The sequence below is a fragment of the Enterobacter asburiae genome (assembly GCF_024599655.1).
In the GTDB taxonomy this organism is placed as follows: Bacteria; Pseudomonadota; Gammaproteobacteria; order Enterobacterales; family Enterobacteriaceae; genus Enterobacter; species Enterobacter asburiae_D.
Map to the genome: position 1 here is coordinate 1,755,074 of NZ_CP102247.1, position 20,975 is coordinate 1,776,048.

General features: G+C 42.6%; 19 protein-coding genes. 18 read left to right on the forward strand and 1 reads right to left on the reverse strand.

The genetic code is table 11. The features are described 5' to 3' along the window. Positions 1 to 12: 12 nt before the first annotated feature. The 18 genes from wcaK (at position 13) to ugd (ending at position 20,312) form a co-directional block, all read left to right on the forward strand. Entirely contained in the window at positions 13 to 1,293 is a 1,281-nt protein-coding gene (gene wcaK / locus NQ230_RS08270; RefSeq protein ID WP_257260727.1) for a colanic acid biosynthesis pyruvyl transferase WcaK, read from the forward strand. Then, a complete protein-coding gene (gene wcaL, locus NQ230_RS08275) occupies positions 1,290 to 2,510 on the forward strand; it encodes a colanic acid biosynthesis glycosyltransferase WcaL (RefSeq protein WP_257260728.1) in 1,221 nt (406 codons plus the stop codon). The genes wcaK and wcaL overlap by 4 nt, the downstream gene beginning before the upstream one ends. A gap of 12 nt (positions 2,511 to 2,522) precedes the next feature. After that, positions 2,523 to 3,920 carry a colanic acid biosynthesis protein WcaM gene (gene wcaM / locus NQ230_RS08280; protein ID WP_159514529.1) on the forward strand — a complete coding sequence of 466 codons (1,398 nt, stop codon included), beginning with the start codon at positions 2,523 to 2,525 and terminating at the stop codon, positions 3,918 to 3,920. Positions 3,921 to 4,102: 182 nt separating this feature from the next. Next, positions 4,103 to 5,098 (forward strand): NAD-dependent epimerase/dehydratase family protein, encoded by a 996-nt coding sequence (locus tag NQ230_RS08285; RefSeq protein ID WP_159514528.1) that lies wholly within the window; start codon positions 4,103 to 4,105, stop codon positions 5,096 to 5,098. A gap of 215 nt (positions 5,099 to 5,313) precedes the next feature. After that, on the forward strand, positions 5,314 to 6,213 hold the full coding sequence (gene galF, locus NQ230_RS08290; RefSeq protein ID WP_257260730.1) for a GalU regulator GalF: 900 nt from the start codon (positions 5,314 to 5,316) through the stop codon (positions 6,211 to 6,213). A 353-nt stretch (positions 6,214 to 6,566) separates the two neighbouring features. Further along, entirely contained in the window at positions 6,567 to 7,652 is a 1,086-nt protein-coding gene (gene rfbB, locus NQ230_RS08295; RefSeq protein WP_061714800.1) for a dTDP-glucose 4,6-dehydratase, read from the forward strand. Next, entirely contained in the window at positions 7,649 to 8,518 is an 870-nt protein-coding gene (gene rfbA / locus NQ230_RS08300) for a glucose-1-phosphate thymidylyltransferase RfbA (RefSeq protein WP_061714801.1), read from the forward strand. The genes rfbB and rfbA overlap by 4 nt, the downstream gene beginning before the upstream one ends. Positions 8,519 to 8,524: 6 nt before the next feature. Further along, the gene (locus tag NQ230_RS08305) at positions 8,525 to 8,923 is read left to right on the forward strand and encodes a sugar 3,4-ketoisomerase (protein ID WP_061714802.1); all 399 of its coding nucleotides are present in this window, start codon (positions 8,525 to 8,527) and stop codon (positions 8,921 to 8,923) included. 81 nt (positions 8,924 to 9,004) lie between these two features. After that, positions 9,005 to 10,111, forward strand: coding sequence for a DegT/DnrJ/EryC1/StrS family aminotransferase (locus tag NQ230_RS08310; RefSeq protein WP_257260732.1), 1,107 nt, complete (start codon positions 9,005 to 9,007; stop codon positions 10,109 to 10,111). Continuing rightward, positions 10,099 to 11,379 (forward strand): O-antigen translocase, encoded by a 1,281-nt coding sequence (locus NQ230_RS08315; RefSeq protein WP_073961496.1) that lies wholly within the window; start codon positions 10,099 to 10,101, stop codon positions 11,377 to 11,379. The genes NQ230_RS08310 and NQ230_RS08315 overlap by 13 nt, the downstream gene beginning before the upstream one ends. Then, positions 11,376 to 12,383 carry a glycosyltransferase family A protein gene (locus NQ230_RS08320; RefSeq protein ID WP_159514523.1) on the forward strand — a complete coding sequence of 336 codons (1,008 nt, stop codon included), beginning with the start codon at positions 11,376 to 11,378 and terminating at the stop codon, positions 12,381 to 12,383. The genes NQ230_RS08315 and NQ230_RS08320 overlap by 4 nt, the downstream gene beginning before the upstream one ends. Continuing rightward, entirely contained in the window at positions 12,370 to 13,239 is an 870-nt protein-coding gene (locus NQ230_RS08325) for a glycosyltransferase (protein WP_073961498.1), read from the forward strand. The genes NQ230_RS08320 and NQ230_RS08325 overlap by 14 nt, the downstream gene beginning before the upstream one ends. Next, positions 13,239 to 14,396 carry an EpsG family protein gene (locus NQ230_RS08330; protein WP_073961499.1) on the forward strand — a complete coding sequence of 386 codons (1,158 nt, stop codon included), beginning with the start codon at positions 13,239 to 13,241 and terminating at the stop codon, positions 14,394 to 14,396. Before NQ230_RS08325 ends, NQ230_RS08330 begins: the two co-directional genes overlap by 1 nt. Positions 14,397 to 14,404: 8 nt before the next feature. Next, positions 14,405 to 15,484 carry a glycosyltransferase family 4 protein gene (locus tag NQ230_RS08335; RefSeq protein WP_196761049.1) on the forward strand — a complete coding sequence of 360 codons (1,080 nt, stop codon included), beginning with the start codon at positions 14,405 to 14,407 and terminating at the stop codon, positions 15,482 to 15,484. Continuing rightward, a complete protein-coding gene (locus NQ230_RS08340) occupies positions 15,481 to 16,293 on the forward strand; it encodes a glycosyltransferase (RefSeq protein WP_100121837.1) in 813 nt (270 codons plus the stop codon). The genes NQ230_RS08335 and NQ230_RS08340 overlap by 4 nt, the downstream gene beginning before the upstream one ends. A gap of 21 nt (positions 16,294 to 16,314) precedes the next feature. Next, on the forward strand, positions 16,315 to 17,403 hold the full coding sequence (locus NQ230_RS08345) for an acyltransferase family protein (RefSeq protein ID WP_061714808.1): 1,089 nt from the start codon (positions 16,315 to 16,317) through the stop codon (positions 17,401 to 17,403). Positions 17,404 to 17,512: 109 nt separating this feature from the next. Continuing rightward, a complete protein-coding gene (gene gnd / locus NQ230_RS08350) occupies positions 17,513 to 18,919 on the forward strand; it encodes an NADP-dependent phosphogluconate dehydrogenase (RefSeq protein ID WP_024908082.1) in 1,407 nt (468 codons plus the stop codon). Between the two features lie 226 nt (positions 18,920 to 19,145). Continuing rightward, positions 19,146 to 20,312, forward strand: coding sequence for a UDP-glucose 6-dehydrogenase (gene ugd / locus NQ230_RS08355; protein ID WP_159514518.1), 1,167 nt, complete (start codon positions 19,146 to 19,148; stop codon positions 20,310 to 20,312). A 78-nt stretch (positions 20,313 to 20,390) separates the two neighbouring features. Here the strand turns inward: ugd and NQ230_RS08360 are convergent, their stop codons facing one another. Continuing rightward, positions 20,391 to 20,945 carry a GNAT family N-acetyltransferase gene (locus tag NQ230_RS08360; protein ID WP_061714810.1) on the reverse strand — a complete coding sequence of 185 codons (555 nt, stop codon included), beginning with the start codon at positions 20,943 to 20,945 and terminating at the stop codon, positions 20,391 to 20,393. Positions 20,946 to 20,975 lie beyond the last annotated feature (30 nt).

Below are 20,975 nucleotides of genomic sequence, written 5' to 3' on the forward strand. Positions count from 1 at the left end.
TAAGAGGCCATTATGAAATTATTAATTCTTGGCAACCATACCTGCGGCAACCGTGGCGACAGCGCCATCCTGCGCGGTTTACTGGATGCAATTAACACCCTTAAGCCTGAGACCGAAGTGGACGTGATGAGCCGTTATCCGGTCAGCTCATCCTGGTTACTGAACCGCCCGGTGATGGGCGACCCGCTCTACAGCCAGATGAAACAGCATAACAACGCCGCGGGCGTGATGGGCCGCGTGAAGAAGGTGCTGCGTCGTCGCTACCAGCACCAGGTGCTGCTTTCCCGTGTGACCGATACCGGCAAGCTGCGCAATATTGCTATCGCGCAGGGCTTTACCGATTTTGTTCGTCTGCTGTCCGGCTATGACGCCATTATCCAGGTTGGCGGATCGTTCTTCGTCGATCTCTACGGCGTGCCGCAGTTTGAGCATGCGCTTTGTACGTTTATGGCGAAAAAACCGCTGTTTATGATTGGCCACAGCGTCGGGCCATTCCAGGATCCGCAGTTTAACCAGCTCGCAAACTACGTCTTCGGCCACTGCGACGCGCTGATCCTGCGCGAGTCGGTCAGCCTCGACATGATGAAGCGCAGCGAAATTGACACCTCAAAAGTTGAGCACGGCGTGGATACCGCCTGGCTGGTGGATCATCAGGACGACAGCTTCCAGCCGAGCTACGCGGTGCAGCACTGGCTCGACGTGGCGGCGAAACAGAAAACCGTCGCCATAACCCTGCGCGAGCTGGCGCCTTTTGATAAACGTTTAGGCACAACGCAGGCGGCGTATGAGAAAGCCTTCGCCGACGTGGTGAACCGCGTGCTGGACAGCGGTTACCAGGTGCTGGCGCTCTCAACCTGTACCGGTATCGACAGCTACAACAAAGATGACCGCATGGTGGCGCTGAACCTGCGCAGCCTGGTGAACGATCCGTCCCGCTATCACGTGGTGATGGACGAACTGAACGACCTGGAGATGGGCAAGCTGCTTTCCGCCTGCGACCTGACCGTGGGCACGCGGCTGCACTCCGCCATTATCTCCATGAACTTTGGCACGCCGGCCATTGCCATCAACTATGAGCACAAATCAGCAGGCATCATGCATCAGCTTGGCATGCCGGAAATGGCCGTGGATATCCGTCATCTGCTGGATGGTTCGTTGGGTGCGATGGTGGGGGACACTCTGGGTCAACTGCCTGACATCAATGAACGCCTGGCCGTGGCGGTGAAAGCCGAGCGCGAGAAGGGCATTGGGATGGTGAAATCGGTACTTGACCGCGTACGGGAGGGGAAATGAAGGTTGGTTTCTTCTTACTGAAATTTCCGCTGTCTTCTGAAACGTTTGTCCTGAACCAAATCACCGCGTTTATCGATATGGGATATGACGTGGAGATTATCGCCCTACAAAAGGGCGATACCCAAAATACCCATGCGGCATATACCCAGTATGGGCTGGAGGCGAAAACCCGCTGGCTGCAGGATGAGCCGTCCGGGAAGCTGAGTAAGCTGCGCCACCGGGCCAGCCAGACCTTACGCGGGATCTACCGCGCGTCGACGTGGCGGGCGCTGAATGTTTCCCGCTATGGGTCCGAATCTCGCAATCTGATCCTGTCGGCCATCTGCGGGCAAACGGCGCAGCCGTATCGTGCAGACGTGTTTATCGCCCACTTTGGCCCGGCGGGCGTCACCGCCGCGAAGCTGCGCGAGCTGGGCGTGATCGACGGTAAAATTGCGACCATCTTCCACGGTATCGACATTTCCAGCCGCGAAGTTTTAAACCACTACACGCCGGAGTATCAGCAGCTTTTCCGCCGAGGCGACATGATGCTGCCGATCAGCGACCTGTGGGCCGGACGCCTGAAAAACATGGGCTGCCCGGGAGAAAAAATTGCCGTTTCGCGAATGGGCGTGGATTTAACGCGCTTCACTCGGCGTCCTGTAAAGGTGCCGGGAAAGCCGCTGCAGATCATCTCCGTTGCTCGTCTGACCGAGAAGAAAGGCCTCCATGTGGCCATTGAAGCCTGCCGCCAGCTGAAAGCGCGCGGGGTGGATTTCCACTATCGCATTCTCGGCATTGGGCCGTGGGAGCGTCGTCTGCGCACGCTTATCGAACAGTATCAGCTGGAAGATGTCGTAGAGATGCCGGGCTTCAAGCCGAGCCACGAGGTCAAGGCCATGCTCGATGAGGCGGATGTGTTTCTGCTGCCCTCGGTGACGGGCGCCGATGGCGATATGGAAGGCATTCCGGTGGCGTTGATGGAGGCGATGGCCGTAGGTATTCCTGTGGTATCAACCCTGCACAGTGGGATCCCGGAGCTGATTAAGTCTGACCATTCCGGCTGGCTGGTGCCGGAGAATAACGCAATGGCCCTTGCGGACCGATTAGCTGCCTTCAGCGACATCGACCAGCAGGCGCTGGAGCCCGTGCTCCATAATGCCCGACAAAAAGTGGAAGCCGATTTTAACCAGCAGGTGATTAACCGCCAGTTAGCGAGCCTGCTGCAAACGTTGTAACGCCGAGGATGTATGCTGAAAAAGATTACCCGACGCACCTTTGTCTCTTCTTTGTCCGTTCTGGCGGCCACGCCGCTGCTGTCGTCACGCATTGCGCGGGCGGCAGCCGGAAGAACGGTCTCTGTTAATCAGTACAATAATAACGACTGGATCGCCGCCTTTAAGCAGGCGTTTAATGACGGCGACACCGTCGTTGTCCCTGCCGGGCTTACCTGCGAAAACATCAATACGGGCATTTTCATTCCCGATGGTAAAACGCTGCTGATCCGCGGGGCGTTAACCGGCAACGGGCGCGGCCGCTTTGTTCTGCAGGAAGGCAGCAAAGTAATAGGCGAAGGTGCTGGTCGCACGGAGAACATTACGCTCGACGTTCGCGGCTCTGACTGCGTCATCAAAGGGCTGGCCATGAGCGGTTTTGGCCCGGTGACGCAGATCTACATCGGCGGCAAGAAACCGAGCGTGATGCGCAATTTGCTGATTGATAACATCAGCGTAAGCCAGGCCAACTACGCCATCCTGCGCCAGGGTTTCCACAATCAGGTGGATGGCGCCCGCATCACCAACAGCAAATTTAGCCATCTGCAGGGGGATGCGATCGAGTGGAACGTCGCCATCAACGATCGCAATATCCTGATCTCCGATCATGTCATCGACAACATCAACTGCACCAACGGCAAGATCAACTGGGGCATCGGCATTGGCCTCGCCGGCAGCACCTACGATAACGACTATCCGGAGAAGCAAACCGTCAAGAACTTCGTGGTGGCCAACATCACCGGCAGCAACTGTCGCCAGTTAGTGCATGTTGAAAACGGTAAGCATTTTGTTATCCGCAATATTAAGGCCAAAAATATTACTCCCGACTTCAGTAAAAAGGCGGGAATTGATAACGCCACGGTGGCTATTTATGGCTGTGATAATTTCATTATTGATAATGTCGATATGGTTGACAGTGCCGGAATGTTAATCGGCTATGGGGTGATAAAAGGCGATTATTTGTCCATCCCGCAGAACTTTAAGCTCAATAATATCCACCTCGATAATCGCCAGCTTGCGTATAAATTGCGCGGAATACAGATTTCATCCGGTAACGCCACCTCGTTTGTGGCGATAACCAACGTGGAAATGCAGCGTGCAACGCTGGAATTACACAACAAGCCGCAACATCTTTTCTTACGCAACATCAATGTGATGCAGGAAGCCGCTGTGGGGCCTGCCCTGAAGATTAACTTCGACCTGCGCAAGGATGTGCGGGGTAAATTCATGGCGAAAGACGAGACCCTGCTGTCGCTGGCGAACATAAAAGCTGTGAATGAGAAGGGGCAGAGTTCGGTGGATATTGACAGGGTCGACCAGCAGGTGGTGAATGCGGAAAGGCTGAACTTTGCGCTTCCTTCCTTCAGAAAGTAAGTCTTGACGTCACATCTCATTGAGTGCGCGGTAACTCCTAAAATTTGTTACTGAACTCAGCGATTTTAGGGTTTATAATCCGTGCCACATTTTCGTCAGTTGTGTCTTATCATTAGCGATACCTCAGGGAATACAGTGATTACCGGAGGTTTGCCAAACACACATAACGCACTGAGTGGTTTATGAACGATAAAGTTTTGTTTATTGGCGCGTCCGGTTTCGTTGGGACTCGTTTGATCGAGATTTCTAAGGCTGAGTTTGATGTCACCAACTTCGACAAACAGCAAAGCCATTTCTACCCTGACATTACTGTTTCCGGGGATGTGCGCAATCAGGAGCAACTCGATCACGCTCTTGCCGGTTTCGACACGGTGGTATTACTCGCTGCCGAGCATCGTGATGATGTTAGCCCAACCTCGCTCTACTATGATGTAAACGTTCAGGGGACACGTAACGTACTGGCAGCTATGGAAAAAAATAATGTTAAGAACATTATTTTTACCAGCTCAGTTGCCGTTTATGGTCTCAATAAAGTCAATCCTGATGAATCCCACCCGCACGATCCTTTTAACCACTATGGTAAAAGTAAGTGGCAGGCGGAAGAGGTACTGCGCGAATGGTTCAACAAAGCTCCAGAAGAGCGATCTCTGACAATTGTTCGCCCAACGGTCATTTTTGGTGAACGCAATCGAGGCAATGTCTTCAATCTTCTTAAGCAAATTGCGGGTGGAAAATTCGCAATGGTAGGTGCCGGAACTAACTATAAGTCTATGGCTTATGTCGGTAATATTGTTGAGTTTATCAAATTCCGATTGAGCAACGTCAAACCTGGCTACGACGTATACAACTATGTCGATAAACCCGATCTGAATATGAATCAGCTGGTTGCCGAGGTAGAAAAGAGCCTTAGCAAAAAAATCCCATCAGTTCATCTCCCTTACCCTTTAGGGATGCTTGGAGGTTATTGCTTTGATATTCTTAGCAAAGTTACCGGAAAGAAGTATGCGATAAGTTCCGTACGTGTCAAAAAATTCTGTGCCACCACTCAGTTTGATGCCACGAAAGTGCACACCTCAGGTTTTAAAGCGCCTTATACCTTATCTCAAGGGCTGGACCGTACGTTGAAGTATGAGTTCGTTCATGAGAAGAAAGATGACATCACGTTCGTTTCTGAGTAATGACTTAGAATCTGGGATTTGTCGGAAACAGACTCTGCGTCTCCTTTATTGATATGGTTTCCGACGATTCTGGGTCACACTCATAGCGTAATGAGCTTAAGTTATGAGAGTTCTGGACTAAACGTGATTTGCATTCGACGTAGTAGACTTTCTTCATCAGGCATTTTTCCTGACACGGTTTATACTTCGTCAACCATTTTAAGGTGGAAGAGATAATGATCAATTTGAAAGCAGTCATTCCGGTAGCAGGTTTGGGCATGCATATGCTGCCAGCCACAAAAGCCATTCCTAAAGAGATGCTGCCGATTGTCGACAAGCCAATGATTCAGTACATTGTCGACGAGATTGTTGCTGCAGGGATCAAAGAAATCGTTCTGGTTACGCACTCGTCCAAGAACGCGGTAGAAAACCACTTCGACACCTCTTACGAACTCGAAGCGTTGCTTGAGCAGCGCGTTAAGCGCCAGCTGCTGGCGGAAGTACAGTCAATCTGTCCGCCGGGCGTGACCATTATGAACGTGCGCCAGGCGCAGCCGCTGGGTCTTGGCCACTCGATTTTGTGTGCCCGTCCGGTTGTGGGTGATAATCCATTCATCGTTGTGCTGCCGGATATTATTATTGATACCGCTTCTGCCGATCCGCTGCGTTACAACCTGGCGGCAATGGTGGCACGTTTCAATGAAACGGGTCGTAGCCAGGTGTTGGCGAAACGCATGAAAGGCGATCTCTCCGAGTACTCCGTTATTCAGACTAAAGAGCCGCTGGAGACGGAAGGGCAGGTGAGCCGCATCGTTGAGTTCATTGAAAAACCGGATCAGCCACAGACGCTTGATTCGGACCTGATGGCGGTTGGTCGTTATGTTCTGAACGCAGATATCTGGGCGGAACTTGAAAAAACCGAGCCAGGCGCCTGGGACCGTATTCAACTGACCGACGCGATTGCCGAGCTAGCGAAGAAGCAGTCCGTGGACGCCATGCTGATGACCGGCGATAGCTATGACTGCGGTAAGAAAATGGGGTATATGCAGGCGTTCGTGAACTATGGGCTGCGTAACCTGAAAGAAGGGGCGAAGTTCAGAAGCCGTATTGAAAAGTTGCTGGCTAATAACGACTGATATTCCTGCCACGGCTTGAACCAGCGGCAGTCATCATTAAGGTGTGTTGAAGCATATCCATAATGATGACTGCCGTTTTTCGTTATTAATACTAATGATAACATTGAGTTATCTGATTCAAGCCTGAGCAGGTTTGTAGCGATTTGTGCTTGTTTCTAAGGTCGTTTAGGACGACAATTAACGCCAGTTTTTGTCTGTATCCAGACAAGAAAAATCATTTAATCAAACACCGCTCAGTACACTGGTAGCTGTTAAGCCAGGGGCGGTAGCGTGCTCAATTTCTGAAACGTTTCTAAATGGTCAGGTTTCAGAGCGTCAGTATCCAGACATTTCCAACAGACGGAACAGATAACGTGAAAATTCTTGTGACGGGCGGTGCCGGCTTTATCGGCTCAGCAGTTGTACGACATATTATTAAAAATACCCAGGACGACGTCGTCAATGTGGATAAGCTGACCTATGCCGGTAATCTTGAGTCGCTTAGTGAAGTCAGCGAAAGCGACCGCTATGCCTTTGAACATGCAGATATTTGCGACAAAGACGCTATGGATCGCATTTTCGCAAAACACAAGCCTGATGCGGTGATGCACCTGGCAGCTGAAAGTCACGTCGATCGTTCAATTACCGGCCCGGCTGCGTTTATCGAAACCAATATCGTCGGCACCTATGTGCTTCTGGAAGCCGCTCGAGCGTACTGGTCTACGTTGGATGAGCAGGCGAAGAAAACGTTTCGTTTCCATCACATCTCTACCGACGAAGTGTATGGTGATTTACCGCATCCTGATGAACATCCGGAATCAACTGAGCTGCCACTCTTCACAGAAACCACCGCGTATGCACCAAGCAGCCCGTATTCAGCGTCGAAAGCCTCCAGTGACCATCTCGTGCGTGCCTGGCTTCGTACCTACGGTTTCCCGACTATCGTCACCAACTGTTCGAATAACTACGGCCCGTACCATTTCCCGGAAAAACTGATCCCGTTGGTTATTCTGAATGCGCTGGAAGGTAAAGCTCTGCCAATTTACGGTAAAGGCGATCAAATCCGTGACTGGCTGTATGTAGAAGATCATGCGCGTGCACTCTACACCGTTGTCACTCAAGGGAAACCGGGTGAAACGTACAACATTGGCGGCCATAACGAGAAGCAGAACCTGGACGTGGTCCATACGATTTGCGATCTGTTGGATGAAATTGTACCTAAAGGGACATCTTACCGCAGTCAGATCCGTTATGTAGCTGATCGCCCAGGCCATGACAGAAGATATGCAATCGATGCGCACAAAATAGCTGAAGAATTAGGCTGGAAACCACAAGAGACTTTTTACAGTGGCATTCGTAAAACGGTTGAATGGTATCTCAATAATCAAGGGTGGATTAATAATGTGAAAAGTGGTGCTTACACATCTTGGTTATCAAAACAATATGGAGATAATGAATGAAGGGTATAATTCTCGCTGGTGGCTCTGGTACCAGGCTGTATCCTGTAACTTTGGGAGTATCTAAACAACTTCTTCCCGTTTATGATAAACCAATGATTTATTATCCCTTGTCCGTTTTAATGCTGGCAGGTATCAAAGATATACTTATAATAACAACACCTGAAGATCAGAGCGGTTTTGTAAGACTTTTGGGGGATGGCAGTCAATTTGGTATTAATTTGAGTTACGCTATTCAACCAAATCCTGATGGTTTGGCACAGGCTTTCATTATAGGTGAGAATTTTATTGGGCAAGAGCCAGTCTGTTTAGTACTAGGCGATAATATTTTCTTCGGACAAGGATTCACACCTAAATTACAGCTGGCGAGTAGTAGAATAAGTGGGGCAACAGTCTTCGGCTACCAAGTCATGGATCCACAGCGGTTCGGTGTGGTTGAATTTAATAGTGATTTCAAAGCAATAAGTATAGAGGAAAAACCAGCTCAGCCTAAGTCTAATTGGGCGGTGACGGGACTCTATTTTTATGACAATAACGTCATTGATATTGCAAAAAATATAAAACCGTCGGCAAGAGGCGAGTTAGAAATAACAACAGTCAATGAAATTTACCTTAACAATAATAATTTAAATGTCGAATTGTTAGGTCGCGGTTTTGCATGGCTTGATACCGGCACCCATGATAGTTTAATTGAGGCCGGAAGTTTTGTCGAAACAGTTCAAAAACGTCAGGGTATGATGGTAGCTTGTCCAGAAGAGATTGCCTGGCGAAATGGATGGTTAAATGATGAGACCCTTACGGCTATTGGTTCTAAATTAGCAAAAAACCATTATGGACAGTATTTATTAAAATTAGTAAAAGGGCATTAAAATACAATGAATTTGATTCAGCTAAACAAAAAAGGTGATGACAGGGGTGCATTGGTAGTTATTGAGCAAGAAAAAGACATACCGCTTGATATCAAGCGGGTCTACTACATGTTTGATACGACACCAGGCGTCAGAAGAGGCTTTCATGCCCATAAAAAACTAACGCAAATAGCTGTTCCTGTTAAGGGATCTTGTAAGTTCTTGCTTGATGATGGAAAACAAGTTGAGCATGTGCTTTTGGATTCACCGACGGTTGGATTAATAATCGAACCCATGGTTTGGCATGAAATGTATGATTTCAGCGACGATTGTGTCTTAATGGTTCTGGCCGATGATTATTATGATGAAAGTGATTATATTCGAGACTATGCTTCTTTCAAAGCGATCACTGACCTCAAAAATTAAAACGACTAGGGTTAGTGAAAAGCCAACATTAAAAAAATTTACTTTTTGATATACAGTACAAATTATAGGGTGTGTTATTAGATGATTAAATTTCTTGATCTTCAAAAAATAAATCAGGTTTATCATGCGGAGTTAATGAGTGCATTCGAATCTGTGTTAGATTCGGGATGGTATGTAATGGGAAATCATCTCCAAAAGTTTGAGTCTGAATTTGCTAATTACTGTGGTGTTAAACACTGTATTGGTGTAGCGAACGGCTTAGAAGCCCTGGTGTTGGTTTTACGCGCCTGGAAAGTAATGGGTAAATTGCAAGAAGGTGACGAGGTTATCGTACCATCTAATACATATATTGCTTCTATTCTTGCAATATCTGAAAATAATTTAACTCCAATACTTGTAGAACCTGATGTAAATACTTTTAACTTATCTCTAGAAAATATAAAAGCAGCTGTTACGACAAAAACAAAAGTGATCCTTCCTGTTCATCTTTACGGTCAGATTTCACCGATGAAAGAAATACAGGAATATGCTGCTGCAAACAATATATTAGTTCTTGAGGATTGTGCGCAATCACAAGGAGCTGAGCAGTTTAAAATCAAGGCAGGCAGTTGGGGGGATGCAGGTGCGTTTAGTTTCTACCCGGGGAAAAATTTAGGTGCTCTGGGTGATGCTGGTGCGATCACAACGAGTGATGATGGCTTAGCAGATACACTAAAAGCTCTTCGTAATTATGGCTCACATGTAAAATATCAAAATCTCTATAAAGGGGTAAATAGTCGACTGGATGAATTACAGGCAGCGCTTTTAAGCGTCAAATTACCAAATTTAGATAATGAAAATAAACGCAGAAGAGATATAGCTAAGAAATATCAAGAGAATATTACTAACGAAAATATTACTCTTCCAGTTCATCCTGACAATGAAGTTTCACACGTATGGCATTTATATGTTATTAAAACAGTAAATAGGGATAGTCTTGTTAACTATTTGAATGATCAGGGAATACAAACCCTTGTACACTATCCGATACCTCCTCATCATCAAAAGGCTTACTCAGAAATTTCACATTTATCCTTACCTGTCTCAGAAATGTTGCATAATTCCGTACTCTCTTTGCCAATTTCGCCAGTTATGACCGATGATGAGGTCGACTTTGTCATTCAAAAAATAAATGGATGGCAAATTTGAATTTTGCAAAAGTAACTATTTTTAGCGGAATATTGACACTTCTGCGACTATTATGCGGTTTCGCGATATCAAAAGTTGTTGCAATATATACAGGTCCAGTGGGGATTGCGGGATTAGGGCAATTACAAAATCTGGTGACGTTCATAAATGGTTTTGTATCCTCTCAGGTTTCTCAGGGGATAAACAGATATTCCGCAGAAAATAAAAATGATTATGAAAGTGCAAAATACTACTGGAGAGCTGCCTTAAAGCTCTCTGTAGTAGCATGCCTGTTTATCATTTGCTTGGGGTGCATTCTATCAAGTAATATATCAATGCTTTTATTTTCAACGAAAGCTTATTATTGGATAGTCATACTTGCTTTGATTGTTGTACCGCTAAATGTTATAAATAATATATTCTTGGGTGTGCTCAATGGTCTTGGAGACCATTATAGGTTTTTTGTTGCTAATGGATGTGCTGTTGTTTTTTCTGCCATCTCTATGATGTTATTGGTATATCTTTTTGGGTTAAAGGGAGCATTGATTGCTGCGGCATTGAATAATGCAATTGCAGGCCTATGGCTTGTATTTGTAGTCATGAAATGCGATTGGTTCAAATATCATTTCTGGGTTGGTAAAACAACCTCGTCTCATATATCTGAAATGAGAAATTATTTTTTCATGGGCATAATTGGCGCACTGACCGGCCCTGTATCTCTCATTCTAGTGAGGACTATTTTAACCAAAGATTTTTCAGCAGAATATGCTGGCTATTGGCAGTCTGTATCGAAGTTATCTGAAGCTTACCTGGCAGTCCTGACAACCGCACTAACTGTATATTATTTCCCCAAAACAGCAGCCGCCAAGACAGTTAAAGAACATATTTCTGTTTTAAAAACAGGCAGTCTCATTGTTATTCCCTTTGCCTGCATGTTTGCTATGAGTATATTTTGGGGTAAAGAATATATATTGAAGATATTATTCAGTTCGGAATTTATTGCAGCAAAACAATTGTTCTTATTTCAGAATTTGGGTGATGTTTTCAGAATAACAAGTTGGTTATTTGCAACAGTGTTATTAGCTAAGGGATATTTTAAGATTAATGCTATACTGGAGATCACATTTTCAATCTTATTTCCCTTATTAACGTGGGGGTTAACAAAGTATTTCTCATTTACTGGGGTAAGCATTGCATACTGTATAACCTATTTAGGTTATTTAATAGTTTCTATACTTATATATATTGCTCATATTAAGAGGCTACAAAAGGTTAGTGATATAGCATGAGTGAAGAATATCCATATAAATGTTCAGTCATAACACCAGTATATAATGAAGAGCGAAATATTAATGCTTTTCTAAACATGCTGTGTGAAATATATGACCCTCAAATACAGTTCGTACTCATTGATGATGGTTCTACTGATAAAACATTTGAGATCATCTCTAATGACTCTTTTATACGTAATAATAAAAATATCAGGGTTATTAGCAAAAAAAATGGAGGTGCTGCAGAGGCGCGCCTTGTAGGGATTAATAACTCCGAAAGTAATTTTATTGTTTTTTGTGATTGCGATGACAAACTTGATCAATTTTCTATAAAAAAAGCATTGGCCGAATTTGAGAACAATAAAGAAATTGATCTGGCTTTATTTGATTATTATGTGTGTTCTACTCAAAAGGAGCCCACACGTTTTAACTACACAATTCAAAATTGGCCGATTTCTGGATATACTGCATTCGAGAATACAATTTCGTTATGGGGTATTCATGCGTTTGGTATATATCGGAAAGAGACGATTCTGGCTGGCTATAATGCAATCAAAAATATTGCTGGAGGTTTAGCTAATAATGTCAATGATGATGAGTTAATAGCTCGGATGGCTATGTTAAATGCCCGAAAAATTACTCTATCTGAAGGGAAGTATTATTATGCAGAAAACACACTTTCAACAACCAGAAGAGTTAATAGAAATTTGTTTAAAATGGCATTTACAGCTCAACGATTAGCAGACATCATCACCGATACTCCATCATTAAGCTTGTTAATTCCTGCCGTTCATTTGTATATGATCAGAGTTGCTACTAATTTAACAATAAAAAGGTCCCTCTGGCGAAAAAAAATAAATAATAAAAGTGAATGGGACCTGGCGGTTTCCAGTTTAATTCAGAAAGTTAAGCTTAAAAATATAATAGAAATTACTAAGCATAATAAAAAATTACTAACTTGGTCTCTCTTCAAGTTTATGGTACTTAAGGCTATATATGGATTTCGAAATGTTAAACCATGAAGAAATGGTGTCTATCGTAATAGTGACATATAATTCTGCTGATTTTATTGAAGAAACGCTAGATAGTTGTTTAAAACAGACTTATTCTAACATTGAAATTATAGTTTCTGATGATAACTCGGCAGATAATACTGTCAATTGTTGTAAACAATGGAATGAAAAAAATAATTCACAAGTTAAATTTAAAGTGATCACTAGTGAACTACGAGCTGGGATACCTGCTAATTGTAATAGAGGTGCGATGGCTTCATCTGGTAGCTGGATTAAGTTTTTAGGTGCAGATGATCTGTTAGAAGCTACAGCAATTGAAGATCTAATGGCTTCAAGAAAAAGTAATACCGGTATTGTGTTTTCCCGATTTGAAACATTTGGAGAAAATGTTTCAACTGAAGTTTTCCCATATTCCTTTACATGGAATTTAATAAAGAATAAGTCGGAACAAAATTCTAAATACTCAGACTGGCTCTTCTTACTTGGTTTTTCAAATGTTGCTCCAGGGGTAATGATATCCAGAGAAACATTTGACAAGTATCATGGGTATGATGAAAGTTATTACTTGCTAGAAGATTTACCTCTTTGGTATAAATTATTTTCGAATAATGAATGTATTTCATATTGTTCAGTAATAACTGTAAAGTATCGTATTCATCAAAACCAGGTAACGTCTTCGGGCATCAGCGAGTTATTAAAAAAAGATTTATTAAAGTTTAATGTTTCAGTAAGAAAAAGATACAAAGCTCCTTATGTTCATAACTTAATTCAGATCATAGCTAATTCCAATAAAAGATTGAGGTTCTTGAAATATATTGATCTTTTTCAATGGTATATATCTTTATATAATAGGTTATGTAAATAATGTTTATTTTATCGCAATGTATGCCGCTTCTGTTTTTGTCATTACTTTGGCCAAACTTTAAGGCTTCTTTAAAAAGAATAGTCGCTTATTCTTTGGTTTTTTTATTGGGCGTGGCTTACACCGCTTTTTACCTTAATGGAGAAGATTGGGTAAATTATTATGTAAACTTTTTCACTCGTGAAGGAACTGCATGGTTTGAGCCTGGATTTTATTTATTGTATTCATGCTTGTCATTCTTGTCTCATTATAACTTTGGCATCACAACGCTCCTGTTTTTCCTGTTGTCATTTGCTATACTTACTAAGTTTGTCCTTGATAATAAAGACTGTAATTTACCATTTTTTTTACTATTGCTTATTATTTGTTTTGGTAATACATTAATTTTAGAGCAGTTAAGACAGTTTGTTTCCGCAATATTAGCACTATGTGCATTAACTACTAGATTAAATTTAAACAAAAAAAAGTCTAATTTCTATCTTTTGCTTGCAATAGCATTTCATGCATCAGCAGTTATTGTCGGATGTGCATTTCTTTTGGCGAGCATAAAGAATTCTAAAGCTTTTATATTTATTTCTCTCTCTATAGCCTCCTTTCTTTTGCTGTTGCTGACCAGTGACTCTCTGGTGAATATAGGTGTGCAGTTACTGCCTGTTATTTTTCTCAAGATTAAAGTTTATCGTGAAATCACAGATTTAACATTACATGTTGGACCTTCTCTTATTTTCTCAATTATTTACTTATTATATCAATTTAAAAACATTGGAGAGCTAAAATATACTGGAGATTATTCAGTTGTATTCTTAAAAAGACAGCTTTTCTTTGGAGGCTTGGTCTTCTTGGTCGGTATTTTTATACCTTTCATGTCACGAATGTCGACTTTTTTTATTATATTTTTATTTTATGATGTCGCGATTAATAACTACTTTAAATATTTTCAGATAGGTAGAAAAGTTGTGTTGAAGTTTGTGTTGGTTTTGTTTTATAGCTTATTTAGTATGGCTTCATATTTTAAAAACGATATAGCTCCTATTTCCTTTGATAACTTAACATTTAATTTCATCCCGTTTGTATTAAATGATGTCAACTATGATTCATTAGTATATGAAACCTATTTCAAAAATGCTCTGGTGACAAGCGAGCTCATATCGGATAAGTAATGATACCTATGAAAATAGCAATGATATTACCTAGCCTTGCAAAAAGTGGTCCTGGGATTCAAGTGGAAGCTTTGTGCAAGCTGCTTACAGCACAGGGTTGTTATGTAGAAATATTTTATTTGCGTGAAAACACAAAGAACAAACTCAATTTTGTTGGGATAAAGAAAAATAGGGTGGATTTTTCTTTAGGTACCATTAATAAATTTCGTGGGTTCGATATTGTTCACAGCCATGGTTTTTTCCCTGATTTATTACTTGTATTGCTGCGCTGCTCTGGAGTTAGAGCAGCATTTGTAACAACAATGCATAACTTTCTTAAAGAGGATATATTTTCAAGATATAAACCAATGAAAGCAAGAATATCTGTCTTTTTATGGAAGCTTGTTCTCTCATTTATCCCTAATAAATTTGTATTCACATCGATAGCGAAAAATTATTACAGTTCTTTTTCAAATGGAGATGTTTATATTGTTAGCAGTGGAATCGATGTGTTAGCAGTTGAAAGTAAAATTGAGGAAAGCTCAGTTCTTGAAGATGAATATATTGAAGCCGCCGCCTCTTTAGTAAAACGAAATCTGAAAATTATTGGTTCAACTTCTATTATTACATCAGGGAAGCATCTGGATACCATCGTCCATGCCCTACCTTTTTTACCGAATCATGCCGCTATTTTTGTCGGCGGTGGTGCCAGGGAAAAAGAGTTAATAGATCTAGCCATTAGTTTGAAGGTTTATGATCGTTGCATATTTACTGGGTTTAGAGCAAACCCACTCCCTTATCTTAAGACATTTGATATTTATGCAATGCCAAGTTCAAGTGAATCCTTTGGGCTAAGTTTATTTGAAGCCATAATTGCTAAGCTTCCAATTATATGTCGTGATTTGCCAGTTTATAGAGAACTCCTGGAAAATGACAATATCTGTTTCTTTGATGGTACTGTTTCAGATTTCGTTAAAGTAGTTAACTCCATGGATACTTGCAATGAAGAATTGATTTCGTCTTTATATAATATGGTTAGTCAAAATTATGACATGTCAGTCGTTGCATCAAAATACCGTGCTTGCTATAGGGATTTAATAAAGAAATGATCGATTTTAGTGTTCTAATGTCCTTATATACTAAAGAGACCCCTGGTAATTTGGAGCAATGCTTTGAAAGTCTTTTTAATCAAACCTATCAAGCTAACGAAATTATTGTAGTGCTGGATGGGCCGATAAACGAACAATTACACTCCGTCATAAATAAGTGGGCGGAGTTTTTACCACTACATATTGTTCCACTACCAAATAATGTTGGTTTAGGCAATGCGCTTAATATTGGAATGAAGAGTTGTAATCATGCTCTAATTGCGAGAATGGATACCGATGATATTTGTGTGCCAAATCGCTTTGAGCTTCAGATAAGAAAGTTTAGTGAATCCCCTGAACTTTGTATTTTAGGAGGGGCAATCAGCGAATTTGAAAACGACATTAATATTTCTACCGGCGTTCGAAAAGTACCTGAAACGCATGTGGATATTTTGAAATATGCAGTTTTAAAAAACCCCTTTAATCATATGACGGTTATGTTCAAAAAAGATGAAATTATGAGCGTTGGTGGTTATATGCATCACCATTTTATGGAGGACTATAATTTATGGCTAAGAGTTTTATCAAAAGGGAAAACTGTAGGTAATATAGCTGATATATTAGTCTACGCAAGAACTGGAAATGCTATGTTAAACCGTCGTCGTGGTTTGTCTTATATCCACAGCGAGTTAATACTGGCGAGACTTAAACATAAACTTGGTTTTCAAAATTTTTTATCCGCTTCGTGCATCTTGTTGTTGCGCTCTCTTCCAAGATTGTTGCCAATAACCCTATTTAGAAAAATATATTCAGTCATGCGGAAGCAATGAAAATTCATAGGTTATTTTTTAATGTTAAATAAACATATCTTTAGTTTAACATCACTACGTTTTTTTGCAGCAGTTGGCGTATTTCTGCATCATCTAGGCGTTCTTAATTCAGTTGACAATCCAATAATAAAATCTTTCGCAAGATATTTTTTTTCTGGCTATGCTGGAGTTACTTTTTTTTATATATTGTCCGGTTTTATAATATCGTATAGCTTCAGGAAACATAAAGCGGATGGGTATTTTGATTCTAAGGATTTTATTTTCTTTAGAGTCGTTAGGATATTTCCTGTCCATTGGTTAACATTGTTGTTTTCTTTTTTTGTTTTTAGCCATTTCTCTAATTTTGACTTTTTGCACATCATTGCTCTTATTTTTAACTTTTTTTTGCTGCATGCATTTATTCCATTGGAAGATGTTTATTTTTCATTTAATCCAGTGAGTTGGAGTCTTTCTTGCGAACTTTTCTTTTATTGTAGCTTTGTATTTTTAGTAGTGTTAAAAACTCGTTTTTTACTAATTTTGTTAGCAATGATACTAGTGCTTCAATTTTATTTCTTGATTCACCCACAAGACCTAGTATCTGATCACTGGCTGTTCTACATAAACCCTTTCTTTAGAATTAATGGATTCATTATTGGTATGCTTTTATGTCGCATGCATGTTTCAAAAATGCCTGTATTGTCTGAAAGTATGTTTAGTTTCATGGAGATATTATCAGTTATTTTGTTAGGGTTGACGTTGTATCTTTCTACTAATTTTATTTCTGATATGAATTTACGCTATGATTTGCTATTTATACCCGCAATGGCATTTATGGTGTTTGTTTTTTCTTATGACGGCGGGGTCATTTCTAAATTATTATCGCATCGTTGTTTTGTTCTTTTAGGAGAGGCATCATTCTCTTTTTATATGATTCATTTAATTGTCATAAGGGTTATTTTTAAAATAACAAATGACAATCATGCTGATGATATCTTAGCTATAATGTTGACGGCTTTAACTGCATTTATTTTGTCTGTTTTAGGATCTGTTATTATATTTAAATTATTCGAGGTTCCTGTTAATAAAGCACTGCGAAATCGATGGTTAAAATTCAGATACAAAAAATAAGGGTTTAGTGTCATCGCTATACTTTGTTCCCAAACTCACATCTTAACTGTATAATCACCATATCTCATATTTAGAAATTACAACTATTCACACCTGACAGGAGTATGTAATGTCCAAGCAACAGATCGGCGTTGTCGGTATGGCAGTGATGGGGCGCAACCTGGCGCTCAACATCGAAAGCCGTGGTTATACCGTCTCCGTTTTCAACCGCTCCCGTGATAAGACCGAAGAAGTGATTGCCGAGAATCCAGGCAAGAAACTGGTTCCTTTCTATACGGTGAAAGAGTTCGTTGAGTCTCTGGAAACGCCTCGTCGTATCCTGTTAATGGTGAAAGCGGGCGCAGGTACCGATGCAGCTATCGACTCCCTGAAGCCTTACCTCGAAAAAGGTGACATCATCATTGATGGCGGTAACACCTTCTTCCAGGATACCATTCGTCGTAACCGTGAGCTGTCCGCAGAAGGCTTCAACTTCATCGGTACCGGTGTTTCCGGTGGTGAAGAGGGCGCGCTGAAAGGCCCATCCATCATGCCTGGCGGCCAGAAAGATGCATACGAACTGGTTGCACCTATCCTGACCAAAATCGCAGCCGTGGCTGAAGATGGTGAGCCTTGCGTAACCTATATCGGTGCAGACGGTGCAGGTCACTATGTGAAAATGGTGCACAACGGTATCGAATACGGCGACATGCAGTTGATCGCTGAAGCTTATTCCCTGCTGAAAGGCGGTCTGAACCTCTCTAACGAAGAGCTGGCTGAAACCTTTACCGAGTGGAACAAAGGCGAGCTTAACAGCTACCTGATTGACATCACCAAAGATATCTTCACGAAAAAAGATGAAGAGGGTAAATACCTGGTTGATGTGATTCTGGATGAAGCAGCGAACAAAGGTACCGGTAAATGGACCAGCCAGAGCTCTCTGGATCTGGGCGAACCGCTGTCTCTGATCACCGAATCCGTATTTGCGCGTTACATCTCTTCTCTGAAAGAGCAGCGCGTCGCGGCATCTAAAGTGCTGTCTGGCCCACAGGCCAAACCTGCTGGTGATAAAGCCGAATTCGTTGAAAAAGTGCGTCGTGCACTGTACCTGGGTAAAATCGTTTCTTACGCGCAGGGCTTCTCTCAGCTGCGTGCGGCGTCAGACGAGAACAACTGGGACCTGAACTACGGTGAAATCGCGAAGATCTTCCGCGCGGGTTGCATCATTCGTGCGCAGTTCCTGCAGAAAATCACCGATGCCTATGCTGAAAACGCCGGTATCGCCAACCTGCTTCTGGCACCGTACTTCAAGAAAATTGCGGATGAATATCAGCAGGCGCTGCGTGACGTGGTTGCCTACGCTGTTCAGAACGGTATCCCGGTTCCGACCTTCTCTGCAGCAGTCGCCTACTACGACAGCTACCGTGCGGCTGTTCTGCCTGCTAACCTGATTCAGGCACAGCGTGACTACTTTGGTGCGCATACTTACAAACGTACCGATAAAGAAGGCGTGTTCCATACCGAATGGATGGAATAAGTTAGCTTACTCGCTTTAATCAAAACCCGGAGCCTGTCTCCGGGTTTTTTTATGCAAAAAATGTCGCCTGTTATTCGAAGTAGTCTGAATCTCGGCCCGCTCGTAGTGATTACTCCTGGTTTGCCTTGACAGTTCAGTTTGCCAGGAGGTACAAAGCCCAACAGTTATGTTTATCGCGATGGTCTGGCGGCCATCAGTACAGTTAACTCACAGAAGTCATTAGCGAATGAAAATAACAATCTCCGGAACAGGGTATGTCGGTCTTTCTAACGGCATTTTGATTGCTCAGAATCATGAAGTGGTTGCGCTGGATATCGTGCAGGCCAAAGTGGATATGCTCAATCAGAAACAATCGCCGATTGTGGATAAAGAAATTCAGGACTATCTCAGCAATAAACCGCTGAATTTCCGCGCCACGACAGATAAAGAAGATGCATACCGCAATGCGGATTACGTCATCATTGCGACGCCTACTGACTACGATCCTAAAACCAACTACTTCAACACCTCAACTGTAGAAGCGGTGATCAAAGACGTTATCGCGATCAACCCTGATGCGGTGATGGTCATTAAGTCAACGATTCCTGTTGGTTTCACTAAATCCATCAAAGAGAAGTTTGGGATTGATAACATCTTCTTCTCGCCGGAGTTCCTGCGCGAGGGGAGAGCACTTTACGATAACCTGCATCCTTCGCGTATTGTTATTGGCGAACGCTCTGAGCGTGCTGAGCGCTTTGCCGCGCTGCTTCAGGAAGGGGCGCTTAAGAAAGATATTCAGGTGTTGTTTACCGACTCCACTGAAGCTGAGGCGATTAAGCTCTTCGCGAATACCTATCTGGCAATGCGAGTGGCTTATTTCAATGAGCTCGACAGTTACGCAGAGAGTCTTGGACTGAACACCCGTCAGATTATTGAAGGGGTGTGTCTCGATCCGCGCATTGGTAATCACTACAACAACCCTTCATTTGGCTACGGTGGCTACTGTCTGCCAAAAGACACCAAGCAACTGCTGGCAAACTACCAGGCTGTGCCAAACAACCTGATATCGGCGATTGTTGATGCTAACCGTACACGTAAAGATTTTATCTCCGATTCCATCCTTGCGCGTCAACCGAAAGTCGTCGGTGTATACCGTCTGATCATGAAGAGTGGCTCCGATAACTTCCGCGCTTCTTCTATTCAGGGGATCATGAAGCGCATTAAGGCGAAAGGGGTTGAGGTTGTTATCTATGAGCCAGCCATGCCGGAGGATCAGTTCTTCAATTCACGGGTGATCCGCGATCTGGACGCATTTAAGAAAGAAGCCGATGTCATCATTTCAAACCGCATGGCGGAAGAGTTGGCTGACGTGGCGGATAAAGTGTATACCCGCGATCTGTTTGGTAGTGATTAATAAAAAATGTTCTTTAAAAGGACAGACCGTAATGGTCTGTCCTTTTTTATATTTGATGTTAATTGAGGAAAATGTCTTTTATTTAATTAAAATATGCTGAGGAAGGTATTTCTTAAATTTATTCATTGAGTCCTGAATACTGTCTTTCGAAATAGTGAAAAGAATATCATCTTCTGTTTCTTTTTGACGAACAGCACCGAAACGCTCGTGGAACCTAATGACAGAAAGATTACCTTTACGGACATCGAAGTGGGCGCGGGTAAAACCTAATTTCAACGCGTAGTAGTAGACTAAAAGCGCCGACTCAATTGCGAAATGTGAAGGTGCATCCTCATGAATGACCCATGATCCCCAGCAGAAAGAATCTTGTTGCTGATCATAAATTCTTACCGTACCAAAAGGTATATCTTCGAGATCGGTAATGATAAAGTAGGCTTGACCCTCACTTTTCAGATAACCTTCGATCCATTTTTCTTGTGCCTTAGTATCATCAGAGGTCGTGCTTATAAATCGACCCTTTTTCTCATTCGTTCTCAGCGCAACAATGAAAGCTGCGTCATCGATTTTTACATTTCGAAGTTTAACAGAGCGACCTACGATAAGATCTGTCTGGTGAATTACTGGAATAGACATAGCAGTTCCTTTTTGCGTAGACATATTGAA

Bases quoted from the DNA above. Each gene is read 5' to 3' on its own strand.
- NQ230_RS08335 (WP_196761049.1), top strand. From the start codon at position 14,405: ATGAAAATAGCAATGATATTACCTAGCCTTGCAAAAAGTGGTCCTGGG.
- NQ230_RS08340 (WP_100121837.1), top strand. From the start codon at position 15,481: ATGATCGATTTTAGTGTTCTAATGTCCTTATATACTAAAGAGACCCCT.
- galF (WP_257260730.1), top strand. From the start codon at position 5,314: ATGATCAATTTGAAAGCAGTCATTCCGGTAGCAGGTTTGGGCATGCAT.
- gnd (WP_024908082.1), top strand. From the start codon at position 17,513: ATGTCCAAGCAACAGATCGGCGTTGTCGGTATGGCAGTGATGGGGCGC.
- NQ230_RS08315 (WP_073961496.1), top strand. From the start codon at position 10,099: ATGGCAAATTTGAATTTTGCAAAAGTAACTATTTTTAGCGGAATATTG.
- wcaM (WP_159514529.1), top strand. From the start codon at position 2,523: ATGCTGAAAAAGATTACCCGACGCACCTTTGTCTCTTCTTTGTCCGTT.
- ugd (WP_159514518.1), top strand. From the start codon at position 19,146: ATGAAAATAACAATCTCCGGAACAGGGTATGTCGGTCTTTCTAACGGC.
- wcaL (WP_257260728.1), top strand. From the start codon at position 1,290: ATGAAGGTTGGTTTCTTCTTACTGAAATTTCCGCTGTCTTCTGAAACG.
- NQ230_RS08310 (WP_257260732.1), top strand. From the start codon at position 9,005: ATGATTAAATTTCTTGATCTTCAAAAAATAAATCAGGTTTATCATGCG.
- rfbA (WP_061714801.1), top strand. From the start codon at position 7,649: ATGAAGGGTATAATTCTCGCTGGTGGCTCTGGTACCAGGCTGTATCCT.
- NQ230_RS08325 (WP_073961498.1), top strand. From the start codon at position 12,370: ATGTTAAACCATGAAGAAATGGTGTCTATCGTAATAGTGACATATAAT.
- NQ230_RS08320 (WP_159514523.1), top strand. From the start codon at position 11,376: ATGAGTGAAGAATATCCATATAAATGTTCAGTCATAACACCAGTATAT.
- NQ230_RS08345 (WP_061714808.1), top strand. From the start codon at position 16,315: ATGTTAAATAAACATATCTTTAGTTTAACATCACTACGTTTTTTTGCA.
- NQ230_RS08285 (WP_159514528.1), top strand. From the start codon at position 4,103: ATGAACGATAAAGTTTTGTTTATTGGCGCGTCCGGTTTCGTTGGGACT.
- NQ230_RS08360 (WP_061714810.1), bottom strand. From the start codon at position 20,945: ATGTCTATTCCAGTAATTCACCAGACAGATCTTATCGTAGGTCGCTCT.
- wcaK (WP_257260727.1), top strand. From the start codon at position 13: ATGAAATTATTAATTCTTGGCAACCATACCTGCGGCAACCGTGGCGAC.
- NQ230_RS08330 (WP_073961499.1), top strand. From the start codon at position 13,239: ATGTTTATTTTATCGCAATGTATGCCGCTTCTGTTTTTGTCATTACTT.
- NQ230_RS08305 (WP_061714802.1), top strand. From the start codon at position 8,525: ATGAATTTGATTCAGCTAAACAAAAAAGGTGATGACAGGGGTGCATTG.